20 protein-coding genes and 1 pseudogene are annotated in these 24687 nt (G+C 35.3%); 18 read left to right on the top strand and 3 right to left on the bottom strand.

The window, feature by feature from the left end; genetic code table 11:
• Positions 1-3 precede the first annotated feature (3 nt).
• Together ID741_RS12915 and ID741_RS12910 are read left to right on the top strand one after the other, a co-directional pair.
• The gene (locus tag ID741_RS12915) at positions 4-1245 is read left to right on the top strand and encodes a PTS sugar transporter subunit IIC (protein ID WP_218324787.1); all 1242 of its coding nucleotides are present in this window, start codon (positions 4-6) and stop codon (positions 1243-1245) included.
• A 3-nt stretch (positions 1246-1248) separates the two neighbouring features.
• Positions 1249-2700: a glycoside hydrolase family 1 protein gene (locus ID741_RS12910; protein WP_438720235.1), complete on the top strand. Its 1452-nt coding sequence runs from the start codon at positions 1249-1251 to the stop codon at positions 2698-2700.
• 466 nt (positions 2701-3166) lie between these two features.
• Here the strand turns inward: ID741_RS12910 and ID741_RS12905 are convergent, their stop codons facing one another.
• Together ID741_RS12905 and ID741_RS12900 are read right to left on the bottom strand one after the other, a co-directional pair.
• Positions 3167-4018: an SDR family NAD(P)-dependent oxidoreductase gene (locus ID741_RS12905; RefSeq protein WP_438720234.1), complete on the bottom strand. Its 852-nt coding sequence runs from the start codon at positions 4016-4018 to the stop codon at positions 3167-3169.
• Positions 4019-4030: 12 nt separating this feature from the next.
• Positions 4031-5959: an FAD-dependent oxidoreductase gene (locus tag ID741_RS12900; protein ID WP_438720233.1), complete on the bottom strand. Its 1929-nt coding sequence runs from the start codon at positions 5957-5959 to the stop codon at positions 4031-4033.
• A 139-nt stretch (positions 5960-6098) separates the two neighbouring features.
• On the opposite strand from ID741_RS12900, the gene ID741_RS12895 reads away from it, so the two are divergent.
• Entirely contained in the window at positions 6099-7673 is a 1575-nt protein-coding gene (locus tag ID741_RS12895; RefSeq protein WP_438720232.1) for a PucR family transcriptional regulator, read from the top strand.
• Between the two features lie 324 nt (positions 7674-7997).
• Here the strand turns inward: ID741_RS12895 and ID741_RS12890 are convergent, their stop codons facing one another.
• Positions 7998-8747, bottom strand: a complete 750-nt coding sequence (locus ID741_RS12890; RefSeq protein WP_438720231.1) for a DeoR/GlpR family DNA-binding transcription regulator — start codon at positions 8745-8747, stop codon at positions 7998-8000.
• 149 nt (positions 8748-8896) lie between these two features.
• On the opposite strand from ID741_RS12890, the gene ID741_RS12885 reads away from it, so the two are divergent.
• The 15 genes and pseudogenes from ID741_RS12885 (at position 8897) to fghA (ending at position 23774) form a co-directional block, all read left to right on the top strand.
• The gene (locus ID741_RS12885) at positions 8897-9754 is read left to right on the top strand and encodes a class II fructose-bisphosphate aldolase (RefSeq protein ID WP_438720230.1); all 858 of its coding nucleotides are present in this window, start codon (positions 8897-8899) and stop codon (positions 9752-9754) included.
• Positions 9755-9780: 26 nt separating this feature from the next.
• Positions 9781-10761, top strand: coding sequence for a carbohydrate kinase family protein (locus ID741_RS12880; protein WP_438720229.1), 981 nt, complete (start codon positions 9781-9783; stop codon positions 10759-10761).
• The gene (locus ID741_RS12875) at positions 10758-11645 is read left to right on the top strand and encodes an aldose 1-epimerase family protein (protein ID WP_438720228.1); all 888 of its coding nucleotides are present in this window, start codon (positions 10758-10760) and stop codon (positions 11643-11645) included. Before ID741_RS12880 ends, ID741_RS12875 begins: the two co-directional genes overlap by 4 nt.
• Before the next feature lie 12 nt (positions 11646-11657).
• Positions 11658-12341, top strand: a complete 684-nt coding sequence (locus ID741_RS12870; protein ID WP_218324796.1) for a D-lyxose/D-mannose family sugar isomerase — start codon at positions 11658-11660, stop codon at positions 12339-12341.
• Between the two features lie 34 nt (positions 12342-12375).
• Positions 12376-13776, top strand: coding sequence for a PTS fructose transporter subunit IIC (locus tag ID741_RS12865; protein WP_438720227.1), 1401 nt, complete (start codon positions 12376-12378; stop codon positions 13774-13776).
• Positions 13777-13795: 19 nt separating this feature from the next.
• Entirely contained in the window at positions 13796-14782 is a 987-nt protein-coding gene (locus ID741_RS12860; protein ID WP_438720226.1) for an aldo/keto reductase, read from the top strand.
• A 77-nt stretch (positions 14783-14859) separates the two neighbouring features.
• Positions 14860-17475 (top strand): sigma 54-interacting transcriptional regulator, encoded by a 2616-nt coding sequence (locus tag ID741_RS12855; protein WP_438720225.1) that lies wholly within the window; start codon positions 14860-14862, stop codon positions 17473-17475.
• Positions 17476-17619: 144 nt separating this feature from the next.
• Entirely contained in the window at positions 17620-18024 is a 405-nt protein-coding gene (locus ID741_RS12850; RefSeq protein ID WP_438720224.1) for a PTS sugar transporter subunit IIA, read from the top strand.
• Positions 18025-18039: 15 nt separating this feature from the next.
• Positions 18040-18546 carry a PTS sugar transporter subunit IIB gene (locus tag ID741_RS12845; protein ID WP_438720223.1) on the top strand — a complete coding sequence of 169 codons (507 nt, stop codon included), beginning with the start codon at positions 18040-18042 and terminating at the stop codon, positions 18544-18546.
• A 19-nt stretch (positions 18547-18565) separates the two neighbouring features.
• Complete coding sequence (locus ID741_RS12840; protein ID WP_438720222.1) at positions 18566-19360, top strand: PTS mannose/fructose/sorbose/N-acetylgalactosamine transporter subunit IIC; 795 nt, start codon at positions 18566-18568, stop codon at positions 19358-19360.
• A complete protein-coding gene (locus tag ID741_RS12835) occupies positions 19357-20178 on the top strand; it encodes a PTS system mannose/fructose/sorbose family transporter subunit IID (RefSeq protein WP_438720221.1) in 822 nt (273 codons plus the stop codon). Before ID741_RS12840 ends, ID741_RS12835 begins: the two co-directional genes overlap by 4 nt.
• A 16-nt stretch (positions 20179-20194) precedes the next feature.
• The gene (locus ID741_RS12830; protein WP_438720220.1) at positions 20195-20884 is read left to right on the top strand and encodes a transaldolase family protein; all 690 of its coding nucleotides are present in this window, start codon (positions 20195-20197) and stop codon (positions 20882-20884) included.
• Between the two features lie 194 nt (positions 20885-21078).
• Positions 21079-21543: pseudogene (locus tag ID741_RS12825) on the top strand (DDE-type integrase/transposase/recombinase); the annotation flags it as partial.
• Between the two features lie 271 nt (positions 21544-21814).
• The gene (locus ID741_RS12820) at positions 21815-22930 is read left to right on the top strand and encodes an S-(hydroxymethyl)glutathione dehydrogenase/class III alcohol dehydrogenase (protein WP_438720219.1); all 1116 of its coding nucleotides are present in this window, start codon (positions 21815-21817) and stop codon (positions 22928-22930) included.
• Between the two features lie 4 nt (positions 22931-22934).
• The gene (gene fghA, locus ID741_RS12815) at positions 22935-23774 is read left to right on the top strand and encodes an S-formylglutathione hydrolase (RefSeq protein WP_438720472.1); all 840 of its coding nucleotides are present in this window, start codon (positions 22935-22937) and stop codon (positions 23772-23774) included.
• Positions 23775-24687 lie beyond the last annotated feature (913 nt).

The following is a 24687-nucleotide window of genomic DNA, read 5'->3' as shown; positions in this document are numbered from 1 at the left end:
ATTATGGATAATTTGACAAACTGGATGACGGACAAATTTGCACCAAAAGTAAATAAAATTGTAAAAAATCCTTGGATTGCATCTATCCAAGAATCAATTTTGACTGGTATGCCTATGATTTTCATCGGATCATTTGTTACAGTATTGTCTCTTGTGAGGGACATTTGGCCAGCTTTTCCAGATTTTTCATTGCTGAGTACGTTTAGTTTTGGGTTGTTTTCTCTTTTTATGTCATATTTGCTTCCAGAAGCGATTATGAATAATAAGGGTTATAAATCAGCTGCAAAGCCCGCAGGTTTAGCAGGTATTGCTTTTTTCTTAATGCTCGTTTATCCAACAATTGATGACGGAAAAGGGATAATTACTCTAACTACTGCAGAATTAGGTACTGGTGGTATGTTGGTGGCGTTGGTAGCAGGACTATTTGTCGGCTTAGTTATGACAATTGCATCAAAATATCAACTTATCGGAGAAGACTCTGCTTTGCCAGATTTTGTTGCCGCATGGTTTAATACAATACTTCCAATTACCTTAATTTTATTGGTAGGCTGGATCTTTACTTTCCAAATGCATTTCAATATGAGTGCTGCAATAATGACAGCTTTACAGCCGTTAGTAAATATTGGTGGAAGTTTTGGTGGCTTCGTCTTAATTGTTTTTCTTGGTTATTCATTTCTATACTCATTTGGGATTTCCTCGTGGATTATCTATCCGGTGGAAATTGCAATTGCTTTACCAGCTATCGCAGAGAATGCCCGAAACGCCGCTAATGGTTTACCAGCAACAAATATTTTTACTGAAGAAGTAGTGGGTATGTTTGTTATCGGTGGTGGTGGTGCTACATTGGCACTTTGTATAATGATGACGTTTATGGCTAAATCATCTCGAATGAAAATAGTTGGTCGGGCGGCGATAATTCCTTCGATTTTTAATATTAACGAACCAGTTGTATTTGGTGCACCCATAGCATTTAATCCAACTTTGATGATTCCAATGTGGATTATGGGTTTATTAGGTCCTATCTCAGCTTGGATAGTCATGAGGATTGGGCTTGTACCAATTCCAGAACACGTTTTTGATCTTTGGTATTTACCAGCACCAATATTTGCGTATATTTCAACTAATTCGATTAATGGATTAATTTATACAGTCGCATTATTTGTTATCTCATGGTTTGTTTATTTACCATTTTTTAAAGTATATGATAAACAAGCAATTCTTGAAGAAGCTGCTGAGGAGGCTTAAGTTATGACAGATTTATTAGAATTAATTACACCAGTAAAAAAATTCCCTGAAAACTTTCTTTGGGGAGGCGCCGTTGCTGCAAATCAATTAGAAGGTGCTTGGGATGTAGATGGAAAAGGTCCTTCTCAAGCTGATATTATGGAATTACCAAAAGAGTATAGCCGAAAAGGCTCTTTTGGTGAGAATGTCACTCGTGAAGAAATTGAGCGTGCGCTTTCTGATAAGACAGGAAATTATCCTCGAAGAAGAGGTATCGATTTTTACCACACTTACTCTGATGATTTGGAATTAATGGCTGAGATGGGATTCACTTGTTTTCGAACATCTTTTAGTTGGGTCCGCATTTTTCCTCAAGGGGATGAGGAAATGCCTAATGAAAAAGGCTTAGAGTTTTACGATCGTTTAATAGATAAAATGTTGGAATTAGGAATTGAACCAGTGATGTCGCTTTCTCACTATGAAATGCCTATCAATTTAATACTAAAATACGGTGGTTGGAGTAATTCAAAACTCATTGACTTCTTTGTTAAATTCTCAAAAATTTTGATGGAGCGATATAAAGATAAAGTGAAATATTGGATTGTTTTTAATCAAGTTAACGATGTTTATGGATGGGGAGAATTCCCGGGACTTGGTATTTTAAAGGAGCATGGAGACAAACAAGAAGATGCCGTTTTCCAAGGTGTTCATAATCAATTTGTAGCTAATGCTAAGGTTGTTGAAGTGGCGCGCCAGATCAATCCAGAGATGCAAATTGGCATGATGCTTGGATTAAGTCCGCTGTACCCTGAAACAGATAGTCCGGATGATGTTATGGCAGCCTATAAACTCTGGGGAAAAAATGCTTTATTCTTTTCTGATGTTTTGGTAAATGGTGAATATCCTGGATATATGATTAGGTATTTTGATGAACAAAGCATTGAAATTAACGCTACCGAAGAAGATCTTAAACTAATTAAGAATAACACGGTTGATTACATTGCATTTAGTTATTACGATACAAAAATTGTTAGCGCTGAAAACCCAGATAAAATTAAACCAAATCCAAAATTAGATGCAAATATTTGGGGCTGGGCAATCGACCCATTAGGCTTTCAATTCAGTTTTGATTTTCTTTGGGAGAGATATCATAAACCATTGTTTGTAGCAGAAAATGGGATGGGTTCAATCGATGAAGTTGTCAATGGTAAAATTCATGATGAATATAGAATTGACTATCTTAGCGCTCATGTAAAGGCAATGAAAGAAGCAATCAAGGATGGTGTAGACATTATTGGCTACGCTTCATGGGGACCAATAGACATCATTAGTTATTCACAAGCTGAAATGAGTAAACGCTATGGCTACATCTATGTTGATCTTGATGATGAGGGAAATGGATCCGGAAAACGGATAAAGAAAGATAGCTTTTACTGGTATAAAGATGTTATTAGCAGTAATGGCGAAGAGACTTAGTCGGTTGATCTTAAGATAATTAGAAAATAGTTTATCCCTATCTAAATTCATTCATTATGGATTTAAATAGGGTTGTTTTGTGTATTGCAAATAAATTTATAACTTTCATAAAAATGCTTCTCAAAAATATACGGCAGATACTTTGTAGATTGATTTGGAAGAATAAAATATGAATAATCAATTATTTAGAAATTCATTACCTTGTTTTTGCTTGTCTATATTTATAAAGATAGTCCGGAATTATTTAAAAATATGGTTTCGAAGAATGGGGGACATTTCCTAAGATTTTTAAAATGTGTGGGGAAATAGATCATTTGTGCTTTGGTAAAGATATTTTGGAATGAAAAGATGCCACTAGTAATTTAGGTCATCAAAAGACTTTACTTTATATACAGGAATCACCCGAAAAAATCAAAATACTACTTGACCTCTTCGGGTGATAGCTTTAAATTATACGATTACATTTTTAACCAAATCTTGTAATATCAGGATTTTTACCAGATAACATATCCTGAATTCTTCCACCAATGAGTGCATTGTAAATTGGATGGGTTAGAATGTAGAATTGCTCTTCTTCGATTGCTTGGAAAATAAGCATACCTACTGAATCAATTGGTGTACCAGTTTCAATAAATTGATTAATTGATTCTATTGCAACTTTATATGATTCACTTGAATAGTAAGGGTCATCATTAATTTTGAATCTTTCGGGTCGCCGTTCTTGCGAATGATGTAATGTTGTTTGGACAAACCCAGGGCAATACACAGAAATACCTATATTAGCTTGTGCTAATTGTAAATCAATTTGAGCTGTTTCGCTAGTTAGAACAGCAGCATGCTTGGTGGCATTATATGGTCCGGTATTGGGATAAGCAATTGTTTCAGCAACTGAAGCGACATTTACAATATGGCACGGGGTTCCTTGTTTCAACATAATTGGAATAACTTCATGCATGCCATAAATTTGCGACATTAAATTGATATCGACTGTCCATCGCCAATCTTGAGTGGGAAGCTCCCAAATTCGTCCACTCATACAAATGCCAGCATTGTTAATCAGTAAATCAAGGGTTCCAAAAGTGTCAATAGCTATTTTCACCATCTCTTGAACGTTTTCCTCTAAAGAAACATCATAAGTCAACGTGATACCTTCAGCACCCATTTTTTTACAAGATGTTAAGGTTTTTTCTGCCGATCCAGGTTCAATATCAACTAAAACTAACTTCATTTCACGCTTAGCGGCTTCTTTTGCAAATTCAGCACCAAATCCATTTCCAGCTCCCGTGATGATAGCAGTTCTTCCTTTAAAATCTTTCATGGTTTGTCCTCCTTAATTAAACACGACTGCTTTATTGAAACCGTCGTGGATTGCTTCAGCAATACGACCTGCTTGTGCATTGTCACCAATAATTCTTACATTGTTACAGATTGCTTTGAAAGTTTCAGCAATCTCAATATTTGGTGTAACGCCCAATGCAAGCACGACATTGTCTGCTTCTATCACTGCAGATTTTCCAGCAAGCAAATTGAAAACAATTGTTTTATTTTGATCAATAGCTTCTAAACGAGTATTAGTCAAAAATTGCACGTTGTGTTGATTTAAGCGATTCATAATTCCTTCCAAAATCATATAATGAACAGATGAGCCAATTGATGGTAACATTTCAACCATTGTCACATCATGTCCTTTATTTGCCAAGACTTCGGCCGTTTCTAAACCAGTCATTCCAGAACCAATCACAGTAACCTTTTTACCTAATTCTGGCTGGGAAGTTAAGTAATTTTCTGCACTGATTACATGATCACTATCAATTCCCGGAAGAGGAGGTAGGATTGGTTTTGCTCCACTTGCAACAAAAATACCAACGGGTTCAATTGCTTCAATTGTTGCTTCAGTGCCTAATTTAACCTTTACATCGAGCCGACTTAATTCTTCAGACATGGTCTCAACTAGCCAGGTCAGTTTTTCTTTATAAGGTGGTTTGTCAGCGATATTTAGAGCACCACCCAATTGGTTTTCTTTTTCAAATAGAGTGACAGCGAACTGTCGCTTAGCTAAAGTAATTGCTGCTTGCATGCCAGCTGGACCACCACCAATTACCACGACATCTTGTTTATTACCATCTTCATTCAATTGTGCAAAAGTTTTTTCAGCTCCACATCTAGGGTTAACCGCACATTTTGTTTTTCTACCAGTTTCTAGTTCAGCAAAGCAGTAAAGACAACCGATACATTTACGAATACCGATTTCATCACCTTTTTTAGCTTTACTAGCCCATTCAGAATCAGCTAGTTGCGCTCGTCCGACACCGATGAAATCACAAACATCTTCCTCCAAAAGACTTTCAGCAAAACTTGGTTCTTTAATATTATTAACGGCAATTACAGGCACATGAACATGTTCCTTAATAGTTTTAGCTAAATCTTTTTTCCAACCTTGTGCGTAATCATTTGGTTCAATAATTGTGGGGCTTGATTCATAGGTGCCACTGCTGACATTGATCACATCTGCACCATAGCTTTCTAGTAGTAGTGCAATTTTGACAGTGTCTTCTATGCGATTTCCCCCCTCAACATAGTCATCTCCACTAATTCTGACACTCACTGGAAAGTCAGGGCCACACATAAATTTAGTATATGTCAAAATATCCCCTAAAATGCGCACACGATTTTGAAAGCTGCCACCGTATTTATCAGTACGTTTATTAGTGTGAGGACTTAAGAAACCGTTCAATAAGTATCCATGGGCAGCATGAATTTCAACACCATCGATACCAGCAGTTTTTGCTAAGACTGCACCGGTTACAAAAGCTGTCACTAAATCATCGCATTCTTGCGTGGTTAATTCCCGAGGCATTTCTTGTGTTTTGCCGCAAGGAATAGCACTTGGCGCAACTGGTTGATTTCCTCCTTGAAGCATGCTGTTTGATTCTCGTCCAGGGTGGTGGAGTTGGAGGAAAATTTTTGAATCATATTTATGAACGGCATCTGCCAACCGCTCTAATTGGGGGACACATTGCGCATCAATTGCTTGTAGTTGATTAAAAAGTCCTCGTCCATGCTCATTATTCACTCGTGTAATTTCAGTAATGATTAATCCACAACCATTTTTAGCTCGTTCTTCGTAATAGGCAATCATATCGTCGGAAGCTTCTCCGGCAGCAGTTGCATATGCTGTACCCATAGCGGGCATTACAATACGATTTTTTAAAGATAACTTTCCAATAAATCCTGGTGTAAAAATTTTTGGATACTTCATAAATTCACGACCTCCAGTACAATTTTTTTTTACATGTTTATTGTATGTGATAGCGCTTACTATATTGAAGGTATAGATTATCCGAAATAGTTTGACTTGTTTGTGCAAAAAGTACTAAACTAAAATTGAGGTGATAATAATGAATTTCACAGAAATAATTGCAACATTGCAACAATTTGGTAGCATTAGGAAAATTCAAGATAGTCACAGTCAAACTTTGAAACACTTATCATTTGTGAATGAGGATACAATCTATGATCAAGAAACTTTGTATTTCATGAATAGTCCTCAAAAGAAAACAGAGGTACTGCCACCTTATTGTATTTTAGGAGAACAAGATATTTATCAACATTTCTCAGCAGTTAAAGCCAATGGTTTAGCAATAGTTGAGGCAAAAAGCCTACAAGTATTTTTTAATCATGCAAAACGTATCATGCAGGCTGAAACAAAAAAAATTGAGACTGACAATTGGTTGCCAGTAATTAATAATATGAAAGATTTAAATGAAATCGCTAACACGACAGCGACAATATTCAATAATTCAGTAATATTTATGGATATCAATCATCGAGTACTAGCTCATTCGACGGTTTATCCAATAAGTGATGTTGTTTGGTCAGATATTATAAATAAGGGCTACTTGTCTTACCAATATATTTTAGATGCTGAATCACCTGATTTTCTGTTGGCGCCAGATAGTGGAGAGCCGGTTACTTTAACTTGTTGGGCCTCACCTTTAAGAAAGTTGTGTAGTAAAATTGTTTCTTCAGAAACCAATGATTGGCTTGGGTATATTGTAATGATTGAAGAGGAAAGTCAAATATCAAGTTTTCATCTTGATTGGATGCCAATTATTAGTCGCGCAGCTAGTAAAATTTTAGTACAAGATCCATTAATTATCTCTATGAAAAAATCAATCCACAGTAAAATTCTATATGAGTTAATTATCGGTGCAAAAGTTCAAGATCTTACCAATACTCTGAAGCAAATAAATTTTCTTGATAATAATGAACGTTGTGTAGCGATGATCGCAGCGGAAAAACCAATCGATCAACAGGTTTTTTTTCTAAAAATACCGCAACTTCTAAATAAAATCCTACCTAAAAGTTATTTTACTTATCATGAAAATCGAATTATTGCCATGATTGAATTGAACGATACTATAGAATACTTTGATAGTGAAAAACTTGATGAATTGAATCGACTAATAAATAAATATCAACTCAGAATTGGAATCAGTACAAATTTCACTCAAATTTCTGAATTTAGACGACATGTTGAACAGGCAAAGAGAGCAATTACTTTAGCTAAAATATTTGAGGACGAACAAATTGCAACTTATGAAAAGTATAGTTTTTATGACTTATTGAGACGAGTGACTTTGAGTTCCGAGGATAATTTAAGGGACTTTTGCCATCCAGCCGTGCAAAAGTTACGAGAATACGATTATTTCCATCAAACAACGTTTAGCCTTACGTTAAAGACTTATTTAGATCAAGCAGGAAGTTTGAAAATGACAGCAGAAAAATTATTTATTCATCGAAACACTTTATTGTACCGAATGGATCGAATTAAAGAATTATTAGCTATTGATTTAGAAGACCCGAATTTACGATTCCACTTGATGGTTTCTTACAAAATTGAAAAATTTTCTCAAATCATTTCTCAAGAAGAGTGTTGTTTTGAAGATAGTAAAAATAGTATATCTATTTAAAAGGAAGCTTTAAGTCTCCGTCAGAACGGAACTTAAAGCTTCCTTAGTTTTATTATTGAATAAGTGAGGATGGTCGGATTCTCAATCCTGAATAAAGCATCAATATTTATTATGCAAAAAAATGCAAATGGAGATGAGCTAGAATAGATTCAAATTTGATGATGAATCGTTCAATCAGTTTGGCACAAAAGTAACTGAAGAAGCATCTTGCTGAAATTTAAAAAAATAATCAAGGCCTTTGGTGTAAAGGAGTTGAAGCATATTTATTGTAAAACTATCAAAACAAACAAAAAACCAAACTGTCAATAATGATAGTTTGTTTTTTTAGTAGAACAAGTCTAATTGAATTTTTTCTAATACTTCGGTAAAATGTGTATCTGGTTTTTCATCGCTAATTAGATAATCCAAATTACTCAACTGTAAACTATTAAAAGTGTAAAACTTATTAAACTTACTGGAGTCGATAATTCCTATTAATTCGTTAGTATTTTCGCGAATTCTTTGCTTTAACAAAGCTTCAGTTTCTTCATTTTCAGATAAACCTTGATCAGCAGAAATTGCCCCGCTGGAAATAAAAGCCACATCAAAATTTATTCCACTGAGTTGTTTAAAAGTTTCTAACCCATTTGTTACGCCATTTTTTACGTAACCACCTAACATATAGACATCATTTTTGGTTCTTTTTTCTAATAAGCTAGCAGTTTCTAAGTTGGTGGTAAAGATTCTTAGATTTTCAAAAGTACCCAGATGCTTTGCTAAATAAAGAGCAGTTGAACTGGCATCTAGAAAAATCGTGTTGTAATCTTCAATAAAATCTACCGCAATTTTGCCAATTTGACGCTTACGGTCTTTATTCGTGCGCACTTTAAATTCAAAAGGGGATTCCTTTAGTTTATCTTTGATAAAACTGACGGAGCCCTTTTCTTGTTTCACCAGATTTATTTTTTCCATGTAACGAATGTCACGGCGAACAGTACTTTCACTATAATTGACAGCGCGAGCCAAGGCGAGAATAGTCATTTTTTTCTTTTTTCTTAAAACAGCTAAGATTAATTCTTGACGATCAGTATTCATAATCAGGCTCCTCTTTATTTTCAACAGTATAACATAAGTTTTCTGTCAATTTTTTTGACAATTTTTCATGTTATTTGACAACTATTGATACCGTTTTCTAAGCTTGGTAAAGTTGGTTTATCAAATCAATGTTATTGGAGGAGTTAGTTATGGTATTAGCAAATTTGAAGGATGTTTTAACGAAAGCCAATGAAGAAAAATATGCAGTGGGTGCTTTTAATGCGACAGATTTAAATACAGCAAGAGGTATTGTAGCGGCAGCTGAAGAATTAAATTCACCAGTGATTTTACAATTTGCTGAAGTGCATGATAAATTTATTAGCATTGAAACTGTGGCAAATATGTATTTGCATTTGGCTAAACAATCCAGCATACCAGTGGTGGTTCATTTAGATCACGGTGTTAATTTTGAAACAATAATGAAAGCTGTGAAATTAGGTTTCTCTTCTGTTATGGTAGATACTTCAACCTTACCTTTAAAAGAAAACATCGCCAAGGTTCAGGAAGTTGTCAAAATCGCCCATTGTTTAGGGTTAACTGTTGAAGGCGAACTTGGTGTGATGAATGCTGAAGATGGCAGCGGTCGTTTAGATTATAACGAGATGACTGACAGCTTTACGAATCCAGACGAAGCAAAGATTTTCGTTGAGGAAACTCAAGTAGATGCTTTAGCGATTGCTTTTGGAACTGTCCATGGTCTTTACCGAGGGAAACCAAATCTTAGCTTTGATCGAATTAAAGAGATTAAAGAACAAGTGGGTATTCCTTTAGTGATGCACGGCGGCTCAGGTTTATCAGATGAAGAATATCGGCAATCAATCACCAATGGGATTAACAAAATTAATTATTATTCAACGATGGCCTACGATGTTACCAATAAATTACGGACTTTCTTACAAGAAAACGAAGAAGCCTATTTGACTGACATCGATGTCCAGGTTCAAAACTTTGTAAAAGAAAATATTATGGAAAAAATCAAAGTTTTTGGTTCAGCAGGCAAAGCTTAAACCAAAAATAATTTGGAGGAGCGCATATGAAGAACGGAATCACTGTTGCTGGAAATATTATTGTAGATGAAATTTTTGAAATTGACAATTATCCTAACGAAGGAGAGTTGGCAACGATTAATTCATTACAAGGAAAATCGACGGGCGGAGCTTTGTGTAATGTGATTGTGGATTTGGCTAGACTAGATCCAGGACTTCCACTACAAGCGATTGGAAAGATTGGCAATGATGTTAACGGTCAATTCGTGCAAGAAACTTTTGCAAAATACGCAAACATTAATCAAGCCGAAGTTGGTGTGGAAGATGTCACCGGTTATACCTTTGTGATGAGTAATCAAGGCCATAAAGAGAGAACGTTTTTTACTTACGAAGGTGCCAATCGCGAACTAAAAGCGAATTCATTTAATTTTGAAAAAATTGATAGCAAAATTTTTCATATTGGTTATTTAGCGATGTTGTCTGGTTTAGATCAATTGAATGAAACTTATGGTACAGAACTAGCAAAAGTTTTGAGCCAAGCGCAAGAAAATGGGATTAAAACTTCGGTAGATGTTGTGAGCAGTTTTCCTGAGAATTATCCTGTCCTATTTAAAGCGGCTATGAAATATACCAACTACTGCATCATCAATGAATTGGAAGCAGAGCAAGCTACTGGTATTCAATTAAAAGATGAGAATGGCAAATTAATTGAAGAAAAGTGTCAAGCAGTCCTTCAGACAATTAAAGAAATGGGCGTCAAAGACTGGGTAGTTATTCATTCACCAGAAAAAGTCTTTGGCCTAAATGAAGACAATCAGTTTGTCAGTGTTGAAGTAGATATATTACCACCAGAAAAAATTGCTGACAAAATCGGAGCTGGTGATGCCTTTTGTGCCGGTGTTTTATACAGTGCTCATAACGATCAAACTTTAGCAGAGGCAATGTCTTTTGGTAATCAAATAGCAGCACTGTCTTTACAAGCAAAAGGCGCATCCGCTGGAATTCGGCCAATTTATCAAAAGGGGTGAGAGCAATCAATTACACAATAAAAAATCAATATTTAACTGCTGAAATTGCTACAAAGGGTGGGCTTTTGCGTTCTTTAAAAAATCAGGCAGGCATCGAGTGTATCTGGCAAAGAGATCCCAACTTTTGGGAAGAAAATGATGTGAATATCTTTCCTTATATTGCACGGTTAACTAACGAAACCTTTGTTTATCAAAACAAAGATTATCATTTACCTATTCATGGATTTTTATGGACGAGCGAGTTAGAGGTGGTGACTCAGACGGATGAATGTTTGATTTTATCATTGAAAAGTACCCAAGAAACAAAAAAACAGTTTCCTTTTGATTTTGAACTGAAGATTTACCGCAGATTAGCGGGAGAAAGTCTGGAAACGACTTATGAAGTCAACAACTTATCCCAAGAAACAATGTATTTTGGGATTGGTGGCCATCCAGCTTTCAATGTGCCTTTGCAACCAGGTTTAACTTTTGAAGATTATTATGTGCAATTTGAACAGTCGACAATACCAGAAAAAGTGGCTATGAGCGTTGATGGTTTTGTCGAGGAAGGTGACGAACTTTTTCAAGATTTAGACCACCAACATAAATTAGTACTACACCATCAACTTTTTGACCAAGATGCAATTATTTTAAAAAATGCGGGCAATAAAGTGCAGTTAAAAACCGATAAAGATTCTGTGGGCTTGGAAATTGAATTTGGCGACTTTGATTATCTAGGTCTGTGGCATATGCCGAAATTGAAAGCGCCTTATTTATGTGTTGAGCCTTGGTCTTCTTTGCCATCAAGAAAAAATATTATCGAAAACATTGCCGAACAAGAAAATCTAATTTCATTACCGACCAACAGTAGCTATCAAAGTACTTGGAAAATTAAACTTTTATAGGAGGAATTTAGGATGAAAAGATCAGAAATCAATCAAATTATCGAAGAGGGTATCCAGTTTTTTGATGAGCAAAATTACAAATTACCACCTTTTGCCTTTTGGACAATGGAAGATTGGCAACAGAAAGGTCCAGAATACGATGAAATTAAAGACAACCAAATGGGATGGGATATTACTGACGTTGGTAGTGGTGATTATGAAAAAGAAGGATTGTTTTTATTTACTGTTCGAAACGGAAATTTAGAAGACGAACGCTATGACAAAGATTATGCTGAAAAAATTATGATTGTTAAAGAAAATCAAGTAACTCCTCACCATTTCCACTGGAATAAGATGGAAGACATTATCAACCGTGGAGGCGGAAATTTAATGATTCAACTCTATAATGCAACCGCAGATGAAGCATTGGCGGATACACCAGTGACCGTTTATAGCGATGGGAGAACCTACCAAGTTCCAGCTGGCACTACGGTTCGTTTAACTCCTGGAGAAAGTATCACCTTAAAACCGTATCAGTATCATTCATTCTGGGGTGAAGATGGTCAAGGCCAAGTCTTAGTGGGAGAAGTTTCAAAAACGAATGACGATGCAACTGATAACCGTTTCTTAAAAACAGTTGGTCGGTTCCCAGAAATTGAGGAAAATGAACCAGTGAAATATTTATTAGTAGGCGATTATAAAAAATTCTTGAAATAAAACTGAATCCTAAAAAAGGAAGTGAGTTTATTTGGTGAAATTAGCTGTAATTTTTGAAAATAATGTAAATAATCAAGAAGCAATTGAAGAAGCCTTAATGACTGAAGTTAAGAGAATGTCGATGTTAGTTGAATTTTTTGAGGATCCGTCCGTTTCGCTAAGTGATTTTATTGCTAACGAAAAACTGCAACAGGTGGACACAATTTTAGTCGTTGGCCAGCAAAAACAAAAGAAAAGCGAACTTTTGGGAAAAGCGATTTTACATGTGACGGCAACTGAAATTTTAACACAACCCGACAAAGTTATCGCTAAATTTTTAACGGAAGAAACCTTAGCTAACCAGGAAGAATCTCAGCAAAAACTAAATGGTCGATTATTTTATGATGCCATCATGAACGGCGTTTCTTATATGATTCCTTTCATCGTTACAGGTGGTCTATTGATTGCAGTTTCTCTTTCCTTAGGTGGAACCGCTACGGCAAATGGTTTCGTTTTTGAAGAAGGTTCAATTTGGAATGAAATATTTAAAATTGGTAGTGCCTCGATGAGTTTCATGGTTCCGATTTTAGCTTCTTATATCGGTCATTTTATTGGTGGAAATGCGGCGTTAGCTCCTGGATTTGTCGGTGGATTTATTGCAGTTAATGGTAGTTTTTATGGTTCTGAAAACAATACCGGTTTTATTGGCGGCATCATTGCAGGGTTATTGGCAGGCTTATTGGTTCGTTTACTATCGCGGATAAAAATTCCTGAAATTATTGCGCCGGTTATGCCAGTAATTTTTATTCCATTAATTGCGACGTTGATAGTGGGATTAGTTTTTATTTACATCGTGGGCGTGCCTGTCTCATCATTTTTTGAAAGTTTAACCAATTGGTTACAGTCTCTACAAGGAAATAGTAAGTTACTGCTGGCAGCCATTATCGGATTGATGATTTCAGTTGATGTTGGCGGACCCTTTAATAAGACGGCATTTTTATTTGCCTCAGGTTTAATTGCAGAAGGCAACTATGAAATTATGGGTGTGACCGCTGTTGCGATTTCGATTCCACCTCTTAGTACTGGTTTAGCGTCGATACTTTTTGCTAAAAAGTTTGATAGTAAAGAACAAAACGCCGGCAAAGCTACTTTTATCATGGGATTATTTGGGATTACTGAAGGGGCAATTCCTTTTGTTACCAGCGATCCACTCCATGTGATTCCTAGTGTTGTGATTGGTTCGATCACTGGTTCAGTGATTGCCATGTTAGGCGGGGTTGAAAATGTGGTCTCTCATGGCGGCCCGATTGTTGCTATTTTGGGAGGAATCAGTAATGTACTGATGTTTGCAGTAGCAGTCTTAGTTGGAACGGTCATTTCAGTTTCTTTATTATTTTTACTTAAGAAAAATAAATTAGTTGAAAATGAAATTGGAAATAAAACAATCGCATCATAAAAATCAAGTGGGTGAAAAAATGAGATATAAAAATATTAAAAAACTAGATGTAGAGATTTCAGAATTAGCTGTCGGTACTTGGGCAATCGGTGGACAAATGTGGGGCGAAGTAAATGATCAAGCTTCAGTAGCAGCGATTCGTGAAATGATCGATCAAGGTGTTAATTTGATTGATACGGCGCCAATTTATGCAGACGGCCATTCAGAAGTTGTAGTAGGACAAGCCTTAAAAGATGGTTATCGTGAAAATGTTTTAGTTGCGACAAAATTTGGGGTTAGTTATGCACCAGATGGTAGTGTAATTAATAATAATACTTATGAAAATGTTTTGGCAGAGTGCCAACAATCTTTGGAACGCTTGGGCACAGATATGATTGATATTTATATCATTCACTGGCCAGATCCGAATACGCCAATTGCGGAAACCATGCGAGCTTTAAATGATTTGAAAGCAGCCGGTAAAATTCGTTTCAGTGGTGTGTCTAATTTTGATCAAGCCGGAATTGAAGCAGCACAAGAATTTGGTAGTATAGATTTTGTTCAATTGCCATTTAGCATGGTAAAAGAAGATGACAAATCACTCTTGATATGGTGTGAAGAACAAGGAATTGGCACAATGACATATGGGTCCTTAGGTTCGGGTATTTTAACAGGGGCAATTCGTCAGAAACCTGATTGGTCACCAGACGACGTACGCCTGACTTTCTATGATTACTATCATGAACCAAAATTTTCAAAAATTATGAAACTAGTGGATTACTTAGATGAGTTAGCTGAAAAATATCAAAAACCGTTAGCGCAAATTGCTTTAAACTGGAGCACTACGCAACCCTTTGTTTCAACAGCCATTACCGGTGTTCGGAATACTGAAGAGGCTAAAGAAAATACAAGTACTTTTAACTGGAATTTAAGTGAAGACGATTTAGCGAATATCAATGAGGTACTTGCCGATTTAGAAATTTCCGATGGCAAGTCATTGAGTGCTGCTGAAAGAAAAACTAAATAATTTAAAGAATACGTGACATAAAAAGATGTCACGTATTTTCTTTAAGAGAAAATTTTTATATATTGGGGGAAACAGTCATGCGCGAAACCGCAGAAGAAAAAGTTTTAGCCCGTTTAAAATCGTTAGAAGATACTCAAAAAACCACGATTACAACACAAGCTTTAGCAGATTCATTAGGTATTAAAAGAAATTCTGCTAGTCATTATTTAAATAACTTATTAGAAGCTGGAAAAGTAACTAAAATTTCAGGTAAGCCGGTGAAATGGGTCAGTGAAATCAGAGATGAAATAAACAATGATAATCCATTTGAAGCATTTATTGGTTCAAATAGTAGCTTAGTTAATGAAATTCAGCAATGTCAGGCAGCGGTAGAATATCCACCAAAAGGCTTACCTATTATTATTAATGGAAAAAGTGGGGTGGGGAAAAGCTATCTCGCTGGATTGATTCATGATTATTGCTTGAAAAAAGAATTATTAATGACTCAAGCACCGTTTGTAGTATTAAACTGTGCCGACTATGCCAATAATCCTGAGTTGTTATCGGCAACTTTGTTTGGATATAAAAAGGGCAGCTTCACGGGAGCCGACCAAGATCGTGCAGGTTTAATTAATGATGCAGATGGCGGGATTTTATTTTTAGATGAAGTTCATCGTTTAAGTTATGAAAATCAAGAAAAACTGTTCTTATTAATGGATCAAGGAATCTATCGACCACTCGGAGACAAAGGAGAGTTAAAAAGAGCAGATCTGCGATTTATTTTTGCTACGACGGAAAACAATGATGAAGTATTATTAGATACTTTTCGTCGACGTATTCCAGTGAGTATTAGTTTGCCGGACTTTAATCGACGACCTTTTGAAGAACGCCTAAATTTGATTCAACGCTTTTATCAAAATGAAGTTGTTTCATTAAAAAAAGATATTTTAATCACCAGTGATGTATTAGATTTTTTAGCCTTTTCTAAGTACAAAGGAAATATCGGGCGATTAAAAAACCTAATTAAGATTAGTTGTGCTAACGCTTGGCATGAAAACAAAAATGAGAATCAATTAGTCATCAAAAGGGAATATTTTCCAACAATTACCGATACCTCAACGCAAGAGAAATATATCTTTGATGATTTATTAATTTCACATAGTGGTAATCCAAAACAAACTGAAAAGATCATTTTGCCTTATTCACGAGAATTAATTGAGTCGTTTTGGGAAGATATTCAATTTTTTAATACGAATGGCTTTAATCAACATATTTTTAATTTGCTATCTACTAAAATCAACAAAATTGTAAAGCAGATGGGGCAAGAGTTAAACGAGACCATACAGGAAACCGATATATCAATGAGGAACAATCGTAACTTCTTTGGTCAACTAGACAAGTTAGAAAAACAAACGGGCGTGAAGTTTTCTAAAGAAGAACAACTCATTTTTTTAAGTATTTATCAATACTTCCAAGAAATGAAACCTTTAGATGAAGCAGTCATAAAAAATGCTCAAGAAACAGTGCATCAATATTTAAAAAAAGAAAACTACTTAGCCAAAAAAATAATTCAGAGTTTAGCTAGTTTTAAACCTGCAAATGAAAGTTGTCTGGAAGTTTTCTATAGTTTTGTCTTAAAAAATTACTGGCAAACTAAGGTTCAGGTACCGGCACTAATCGTTACTCATGGTTCCAGTACTGCCAGTAGTATGGCAGCTGTAGTTAATTATTTAACTGGGGATTTTGTCTTTGAAGCTATAGATATGCCGATTGAATCTTCAGTACCTGAAATTGTTAGAAGTGTTCGACAATTTGTTAATGAAGTGGATACAACTAATGGCTTTATTTTACTGGTTGATATGGGGTCATTGAGAAAATTGTTCAGTGAAATTAAGACTTATTTAGAAGGTGAGTTATTAATTATTAATAATGTGAATACCATGATGGGCTTAGATATTGGCACGCGGTTGTCAGCTGGGGGAAATTTTTCCGATATTGTTTCAGCAGCTAGTCAAGGCTATCACAGTGAAGTGCAATATTATGAAGGCTTATCAAAAGGAGAAAATATCGTCGTTTCTTGTATTTCGGGCTTAGGGATTGCCGAAAAATTAGCAGAGGTCATTAAGACTTTCGTAGATCCTAATAAACTCTCGGTAATTACCATTGATAACGAACGTTTAACTAAGGCAGAGCCACAAGATCATTTTTTAGAAAATACGCGGTTAGTAATCACTACTTCAGAAGTCCGATTGCAAAGTGAAATTCCAACTCTAAAAATTTCCGATATTTTGGAACCAAAAGGCACAGAAATATTGAAAAAAGGACTGAGAAATGCTGTATTACCAGAACAATTTATTGAATTAAAAGATACTTTGGTTCGCTTTTTCTCAATTGAAAGTATTTCTAACAGTTTAACGATTCTAAATCCTCAGATCGTGATTCAAGATGTGGAGCAAATCATTTCTTTTTATGAAAATTACTATGATGCCAACTTTGAGATGTTTAAGCGATTAAATTTGATGATGCACATAGCAATTATGATAGAGCGATTAATTGGAAGTAGTGATATTCAAGAAGAAGGCATTGCATTTTCTGAGGAAGAGGAACAATTCAACAAACTAACTGCTTCAATTTTTAGCGATATTAAACGCAAGTATAATATTTACTTGCCTCGAGACGAAGTGCAACTTTTATATAAACTAATCCAATCTTAACTTTTTTGACAGATGTGGTATTTGTGTCAAAAAAATTCGACAGATTGAAAAAAGTATCTGAAAAACCTATAACTGCAAGGATTATTTCAGTTGAAAAAAATTGGCACGCCGCTTGCTAAATATAAGATGAAAGGAGCTTTTAAGATGAGAAAAATATTAATTGCAACACATGGTTATTTCGCTGATGGTATCAATAGTAGCTTGAAACTTTTGGTGGGTGAACGAGAAGAAGTTACAGTGATTAATGCTTACGTCGATGAAAGTGACGTTACTTTACAGTACGAAGCGTTTTTTCAAACCCTTCAGGCAACTGATGAAGTTATTGTCTTCACAGATTTATATGGCGGTAGTGTGAATCAGCAACTTTTTAAATACACAGAGAAAAGGCAAGCCATTTTAATTACGGGTTTTAATTTACCAATTATTTTAGAAATTTTATTAAGCCCGGATGTAGTAACACCAGACAAAGCGAAACAGTTAGTAGAAGCTTGTCGGGAAGAATTAAAAGTTGTAGAACCAGAATATCAAGCAGAAGAAGAATTTTTCTAAGAGAGGAAGTTAAAAATGATTGTAACAGTAAGAGTAGATGACCGTTTAATTCATGGACAAGTCGCATTATTATGGACCAAAAAATTACAAGCGGACGGCATCGTAGTAGCAAATGATGCAGCAGCAAACAACGAAACCCAACAAATGACCTTAAAAATGGCGGCACCTTATAATGTTAAATTAACGATTAAATCCTTAAGTGACGCCGTACAGTTATTGAACAATCCTAAAGCTGAAAAAATGCGAATCTTTGTTTTAGTTAACTCCATCAAAGATGCTTTGGCTTTAGTCAAAGAACTAAATGAAGCAAACTTAACAGTCAATATCGCGAATGCTGGACGCTTTGATGGAGAAGACATTGCTGGAAAACTAAATTTAACTAAAACGGTTTTAGTTAGCGATAGTGAACTTGAAAATTTAAAAGCTTTAATCGCATCAGACAATGAAATTATTTTACAAACCTTGCCTGATGAACCGATTAAAAAAGCCGCAGATTTATTGAAATCTCATAATAAACTATAGATTACTGGAGGAGAAAATGATGGTCTTAAATGCATTTTTATTGGCTGTGGTAATGTTTGTAACTTATGGCGGGAATTGGTTGACTGGACAAAGTATGATTGATCGACCGATTGTCGTGGGACCGTTAGTTGGTTTAGTATTAGGAGATTTACATGCTGGAATCGTAATCGGTGCCTCACTGGAAGCTGTCTTTATGGGAGCGATTAATGTTGGTGGTACCGCAGCAGTTAATCCAGCGGTGGGAACTGTTTTTGGGACAGCTTTTGCAATTATGTTAAACGATGGCCCAGAAGTTGCTCTTACTCTGGCATTACCTATTGGGATTTTAGCTGGAGCAATGGAAACGTTAATTTCAATTATACTAAGTGCTTCAGCTGAACCTTTTGATCGCTTAGCAAAAGCGGGTAAAGAAAAAAGTATTATCGCCCTACACTTTAGTTTATGGGCTTTGAAATTCTTATCTTTTTCAATCATTGTATTTGTGGCAGTTTTAGTAGGTTCTGGTCCAGTCAAAACTTTTGTAGACGCTATTCCAGATGTAATTATGAATGGATTAGCTGTCTGTGGTGGCTTGTTACCGGCTGCTGGGTTTGCAATTTTATTAAAGATGTTATGGGAGAAGAAAATTGCCATCTTTTATTTCTTAGGATTCACTTTGGTGGCTTATTTAAAACTACCATTGGTGGCTTTAGCAATTATTGGAACAGTCATTGCCGTGAGTGGTGCCATGAGAGATAAAGAAATGTTGGAATTAAAAAATTTAAAAACAGCTGCACCGGTTGCTGGTGACGATGAGGAGGACTTTTTCGCATGACATCAAAAAATGAATTAACTAAAGAAGATAAAAAAATGATCCATTCGATCTTTTGGCGCTCGTTTCCTTTATACGCCCAATATAGTTATGCAAAAAACGGTGGCGCCGGTTTTGCTTACGCTTTAATGCCTGCAATTAATCGCTTCTATAAAAAAGCTGAAGATAAAAAGGAAGCTTTGTATCGTAACATTGTCTGGTTCAACACAACGGGAAACTTTTCTTCATTCATCATGGGCTTAGCAGCATCTATGGAAAAAGAAAACAGTGAAAAACCAGACTTTGACGAAAGTTCTATTAATGCTGTGAAATCAAGCTTAATGGGACCAATGGCAGGAATAGGAGACTCGATTTTCTGGGGTGTTTTACGAATTATCGCTGCTGGTGTAGCTGTTGGTTTAGGAAATGAAGGCAATATTTTAGCACCTCTGGTCTTTTTATTAATTTACAATATCCCGTCAATTATCACACGTTACTATGGGACTTTTTTAGGTTACACATTAGGTTCAAAGTATATCGAAAAGATTTATTCTAGTGGGGTCATTCATATTATGACCAAGGCTGCTAGCACTTTAGGATTAATCATGGTAGGTGGGATGACTAGTAATATTGTTACCTTCACTGCCAAGTTACAATGGAGTGCCGGTAGTGACACGATGTTTAAACTACAAGATATTTTAGATCAAATTTTAGTGGGTATGGTGCCATTAGGGGTTACTTTACTATGCTTCTACTTAATGAATAAAAAAGTTAGCTTTAACTTAGTTTTGGTTGGTATCGTTGCTTTTGGAATTATTTTATCAGTACTAGGAATTGCTTAAAATAGGAGGAAAAAAGATGATTTATTATATTGATGCAGCAGATGTTGAGGTTGTCAAAGAAGCAGCTAGTACCTATCCAATCGCAGGTGTGACCATGAACCCTACGATTGTCAAAAATGATTTAAAAAATAAAAAGGTCCCATTTTTTGAGCTAACAACCCAAATCACTAAACTAATTGGTGAAGAAAAAGAATTTCATATCCAAGTAGTCGCAACTAAAGCCGAAGATATGGTGAAAGAAGCACAGGCTTTAAGAAAAAATATCAAAGGCAATCTATATGTAAAAATTCCTGCGACAACAGCAGGTTATCAAGCAATGATGGCTTTGAAGGAATTGGGCATTAAAACTACTGCAACAGCGATTATTGATGTTAATCAAGCGCTATTAGCAGCTAATGCAGGTGCTTCTTACGTAGCAATCTATGTGAATCGTGTAAGTAACATTTCAGCGGATGGTGATCAAGTAGTATTAAACACAGTCAAAGCTTTTCGCCAAAATAATTTGACTACTAAAGTTTTGGGGGCATCATTTAAAAATGCCTTACAAGTGGAAAAAGCTGCAGTGAATGGTGCATATGGTGTAGCTGTTGGTTATGATGTTTTTAAAGCTAGTGCGACTCATCCATTGACTGATTCCAGTGTTGAGCAATTTAAATTAGACTGGGAAAGTGTCTATGGTGAAGGAAATAAAATTTATCAGTTCTAATAAGTAAAAAAGACTCTTCAACGGTAAAAAAGTTGGAGAGTCTTTTTTTGGAGAATAGTTCTTAATACTTAATCTCAGTAGAAAATATAGCTAATAATTGATTAATTTTTACAGTTTTTTTGTCCTAATCTATGCTATATGGGCAATCGAATGTAAGAGGAATCATAATATATTTTTATAAAATCACTTATTTTTACCTTTCTTATCGTGGAACTATTGGTCCAATCGGAAAAAATCGCCTGCATCGTCATTTTTATACTAGTGTTTATCATCAAAAAATTACGATAGATACGACTGAATTTAAGTATTTTGAAACAGATAATAAAGGAAATATACTTAAAAAAATTGCTATTTAGAACCATTTATGGATATGTATAATAACGAAATTATTTCTTAGCGTATTTCTAAAAAAAATGCCAAAGATGTCATGGAAGGATTAGGGAAAAGAATCCAGAAAACTAATGACTGTCTTTATCACGCATTTTTCACACAGATCAAGATTGAACCTATCAAATGAAAGCTTAGGGTTACAAACTAAAAGAACACAATATTTTTCAAAGCATGTCACGAAAAAAAACTGTTTAGATAAATCGATGATGGGAAATTTCTTCGATTTATTAAAACAAGAAGTCTTTCATGGCATAATTTACCGCTTATTTACACATGCAAATCTAATTATTTGAATTTATTAATACTGAATAATTTATCAGTATGAAACAATAATTTGTACTTAAATTGAGATTAAAAAAAATAATAATGAACTAAAACGTTGATATAGGCGAGAAAAGTTAAAAAATTAGATACTGATAAAAAAAGCAGTATTGTAATGACTTTTTGAGATGATATAGTAATCTAAGTAATAGATACAACCTTGTTAACTGTTACGAACTATAAGTAATAAATTTTAAAAAAAGAAAGTTGGTAGTATAAATGAAAAGTAGAGCAGCAGTAGCATTTGGCCCAGGGCAACCGCTTGAAATCGTCGAAATTGATGTAGCAGATCCAAAAGCAAAAGAAGTCATGGTTAAAATTTTGTATACGTCTGTTTGTCACACAGATGCTTTTACCTTGTCAGGTGATGATCCTGAAGGCGTTTTTCCAGTTGTCTTAGGACATGAAGGCGCGGGAGTAGTTGTAAAAGTTGGCGACGAAGTAACCTCAGTAAAAGTTGGCGATCACGTTATTCCTTTATATACACCAGAATGTGGTGAATGTGAATTTTGCTTATCTGGGAAAACCAATCTATGTTCAGCCGTTCGTGAAACCCAAGGCAAAGGGTTAATGCCTGATGGAACCACAAGATTTTCTTACAACGGAGAACCAATTTATCATTACATGGGAACTAGTACTTTCAGCGAATACACAGTAGTCAACGAAATCAATTTAGTAAAAATTGATGAAGCAGCTCCTTTAGATAAAGTGGGTTTACTTGGCTGTGGCGTGACAACTGGTTTAGGGGCCGTAAAAAATACTGCAGCTGTTGAAGAAGATGCAGTCACAGCAGTTTTTGGACTTGGAGCAATTGGTTTAGCAGTCATCCAAGGCTTAAAGAAAGCCAATGCTAAAAGAATCATTGCAATTGACATGAATCCTGATAAGTGGGAATTAGCGAAAAAAATGGGCGCAACTGATTTTGTTAATCCAGCTGATTACAATCGTCCGATTCAAGAAGTTCTTGTTGAGATGACTAACGGTGGCGTAGACTATAGTTTTGAATGTATCGGTAATGTTGAAGTCATGCGTTCTGCTTTAGAAGCTTGCCATAAAGGTTGGGGAGAAAGTATTATTATTGGTGTTGCTGGAGCAGGTAAAGAAATTCATACTCGTCCATTCCAATTGGTAACGGGACGTGTTTGGAAAGGTTCAGCCTTTGGAGGGGTCAAGGGACGGACGCAATTACCTGGCATGGTAGAAGACTTTATGCAAGGTGAGATTGACCTAGATTCATTTATTACCCATCATTTAAACTTTTCTCAAATCAATCAATCATTAGACTTACTTCATCGTGGAGAATCTATTCGGACAATGTTGACCTATGGAGAATAAGCAAATAGGTCTAAAAATATTAGAGCAACATCAGTCTTTTGGAGGACAACAAATAAAATACAGTCATGAATCTACTATTTTGCAGTGTAAAATGACTTTTAGCTTATTTATCCCAAAAAAAGCTGAAGAACAGAAAGCTGTGCCGTTAATCTGGTTTTTAGCGGGATTAACTTGTACAGATGATAATTTTAGCCAAAAAAGTGGATTTCAAAAGTATGCCTCAGAAAATGGGGTGGCTTTTGTGATGCCTGATACTTCTCCGAGGAAAATCGAAGAAGACAGCCCTGATTGGGATTTAGGGCAAGGGGCTAGTTTTTATCTTAATGCGACAAAGGAGCCATGGAAACGGCACTATCAGATGTATGACTACTTAACTAAAGAATTACCAGAGATTGTCTATAATCTTGTTCCGAATTTTTCAGGACAAGAAAGTATTATGGGTCATTCCATGGGAGGACACGGCGCTTTAGTGATTGGACTTAAAAATCCTGAGCGCTTTCAAGCCATCTCAGCTTTTGCACCAATTTCTAATCCCATGAATGTACCGTGGGGACAAAAAGCCTTTGAAAATTATTTGGGATCAGATCAAAGCAATTGGGAGAACTGGGATGCAGCTAAATTAGTTGAGAAAACGGGATTTAAAAATTCTCCAATCCTGATTACTCAAGGATCAAAAGATAACTTTTATGAAATCCAATTGAATGAGGCAGCTTTTTTAGCAGGGGCAAAAAAATCGCATACTTGTGTAACCTACCAGATTGAAAAAGAGTATGACCATAGCTACTTCATGATAGCAACCTTTATTGAAGAACATATCAAGCACCATGTAAATATCATTAAATAACGTTTAGGTGAAATGAGAATGTAAAAAATTTCATTACATCCACATAAAGAAACAGGCGATTTTTCTGGTAGCATTTTACAGTGTCAATGGAAGAAAATCTAGTTCAAGACAAATCTTAGATTAGATGCCCATAACCATGATTTTTAATATCTAAGTCTTGTTCATACTGAACTTTAAATGGTTGGTCAACACTGAAATTTGAAGTGTATGTCTCTTCATTAATTAAGCAGCTACATCAATTTCATTCAATAAAAGGTATCAGAACTTCATTGATTGAAAAAAAGATTATCCACTTACGATGTATTATCTCCTGACTTAATGGATTTAATTGCAACGTTACTAGCTATAATGATTATGTTGGTATTCACTTCTTTAATGATTTATTTCGATTAAAGTTGCGTCAATCATACTAAGTCCAAAAATCGAAGCTATTTTAGGAGCGATTTTTGGGCTTTTTAGTATCTGTAGAGTGATGGTTATTCTCCAATAATTTGGGATGTAAAAGCATTTTATCCTAAACATTATGAAATTGGTTTGCAAGAGTTGAATTGGAAATTCTTAAAGAGAAGAAATAGAGTTATCGAAAGATGAAGCTGTTTCATTGATGCTCTATTTTATTAATATGGAAGATACTGGATATAGCAAGCAAAGTCATGCTACGGAAATGAAAACATTAGGAGATATTATTTACATTGAAAAAAAATTATGAGGAAATAACCATATAAAAAATATTTGATCGTGCAAACACTGGAAGAGGTACTTTTATTCTTGCTTTAAAACAAGGATGGACTTGTTAGAATTGATATGTGTAGACTTTTTTGAACATATCTTTACTGAGAAGGTATAAATAGAAAATGTCCAATAAAAAAAATTGTTCAGAGCCAGTAGAAGAGATACTTTTGCGATAGGCTGT

It is taken from the genome of Enterococcus sp. AZ103, from assembly GCF_051714685.1.
Taxonomy (GTDB): Bacteria; Bacillota; Bacilli; order Lactobacillales; family Enterococcaceae; genus Enterococcus_A; species Enterococcus_A alishanensis.
Note: the sequence above shows the minus strand (reverse complement) of the source record. Positions and strands in the feature narration are given on the sequence as shown.

Coding starts and splice junctions, on each gene's coding strand:
- ID741_RS12890 (WP_438720231.1), bottom strand. CDS start 8,747: ATGAATACTGATCGTCAAGAATTAATCTTAGCTGTTTTAAGAAAAAAG.
- ID741_RS12895 (WP_438720232.1), top strand. CDS start 6,099: ATGAATTTCACAGAAATAATTGCAACATTGCAACAATTTGGTAGCATT.
- ID741_RS12910 (WP_438720235.1), top strand. CDS start 1,249: ATGACAGATTTATTAGAATTAATTACACCAGTAAAAAAATTCCCTGAA.
- ID741_RS12860 (WP_438720226.1), top strand. CDS start 13,796: ATGAGATATAAAAATATTAAAAAACTAGATGTAGAGATTTCAGAATTA.
- ID741_RS12885 (WP_438720230.1), top strand. CDS start 8,897: ATGGTATTAGCAAATTTGAAGGATGTTTTAACGAAAGCCAATGAAGAA.
- ID741_RS12870 (WP_218324796.1), top strand. CDS start 11,658: ATGAAAAGATCAGAAATCAATCAAATTATCGAAGAGGGTATCCAGTTT.
- ID741_RS12900 (WP_438720233.1), bottom strand. CDS start 5,959: ATGAAGTATCCAAAAATTTTTACACCAGGATTTATTGGAAAGTTATCT.
- ID741_RS12820 (WP_438720219.1), top strand. CDS start 21,815: ATGAAAAGTAGAGCAGCAGTAGCATTTGGCCCAGGGCAACCGCTTGAA.
- ID741_RS12850 (WP_438720224.1), top strand. CDS start 17,620: ATGAGAAAAATATTAATTGCAACACATGGTTATTTCGCTGATGGTATC.
- ID741_RS12855 (WP_438720225.1), top strand. CDS start 14,860: ATGCGCGAAACCGCAGAAGAAAAAGTTTTAGCCCGTTTAAAATCGTTA.
- ID741_RS12905 (WP_438720234.1), bottom strand. CDS start 4,018: ATGAAAGATTTTAAAGGAAGAACTGCTATCATCACGGGAGCTGGAAAT.
- ID741_RS12830 (WP_438720220.1), top strand. CDS start 20,195: ATGATTTATTATATTGATGCAGCAGATGTTGAGGTTGTCAAAGAAGCA.
- ID741_RS12880 (WP_438720229.1), top strand. CDS start 9,781: ATGAAGAACGGAATCACTGTTGCTGGAAATATTATTGTAGATGAAATT.
- ID741_RS12840 (WP_438720222.1), top strand. CDS start 18,566: ATGGTCTTAAATGCATTTTTATTGGCTGTGGTAATGTTTGTAACTTAT.
- ID741_RS12915 (WP_218324787.1), top strand. CDS start 4: ATGGATAATTTGACAAACTGGATGACGGACAAATTTGCACCAAAAGTA.
- ID741_RS12835 (WP_438720221.1), top strand. CDS start 19,357: ATGACATCAAAAAATGAATTAACTAAAGAAGATAAAAAAATGATCCAT.
- ID741_RS12845 (WP_438720223.1), top strand. CDS start 18,040: ATGATTGTAACAGTAAGAGTAGATGACCGTTTAATTCATGGACAAGTC.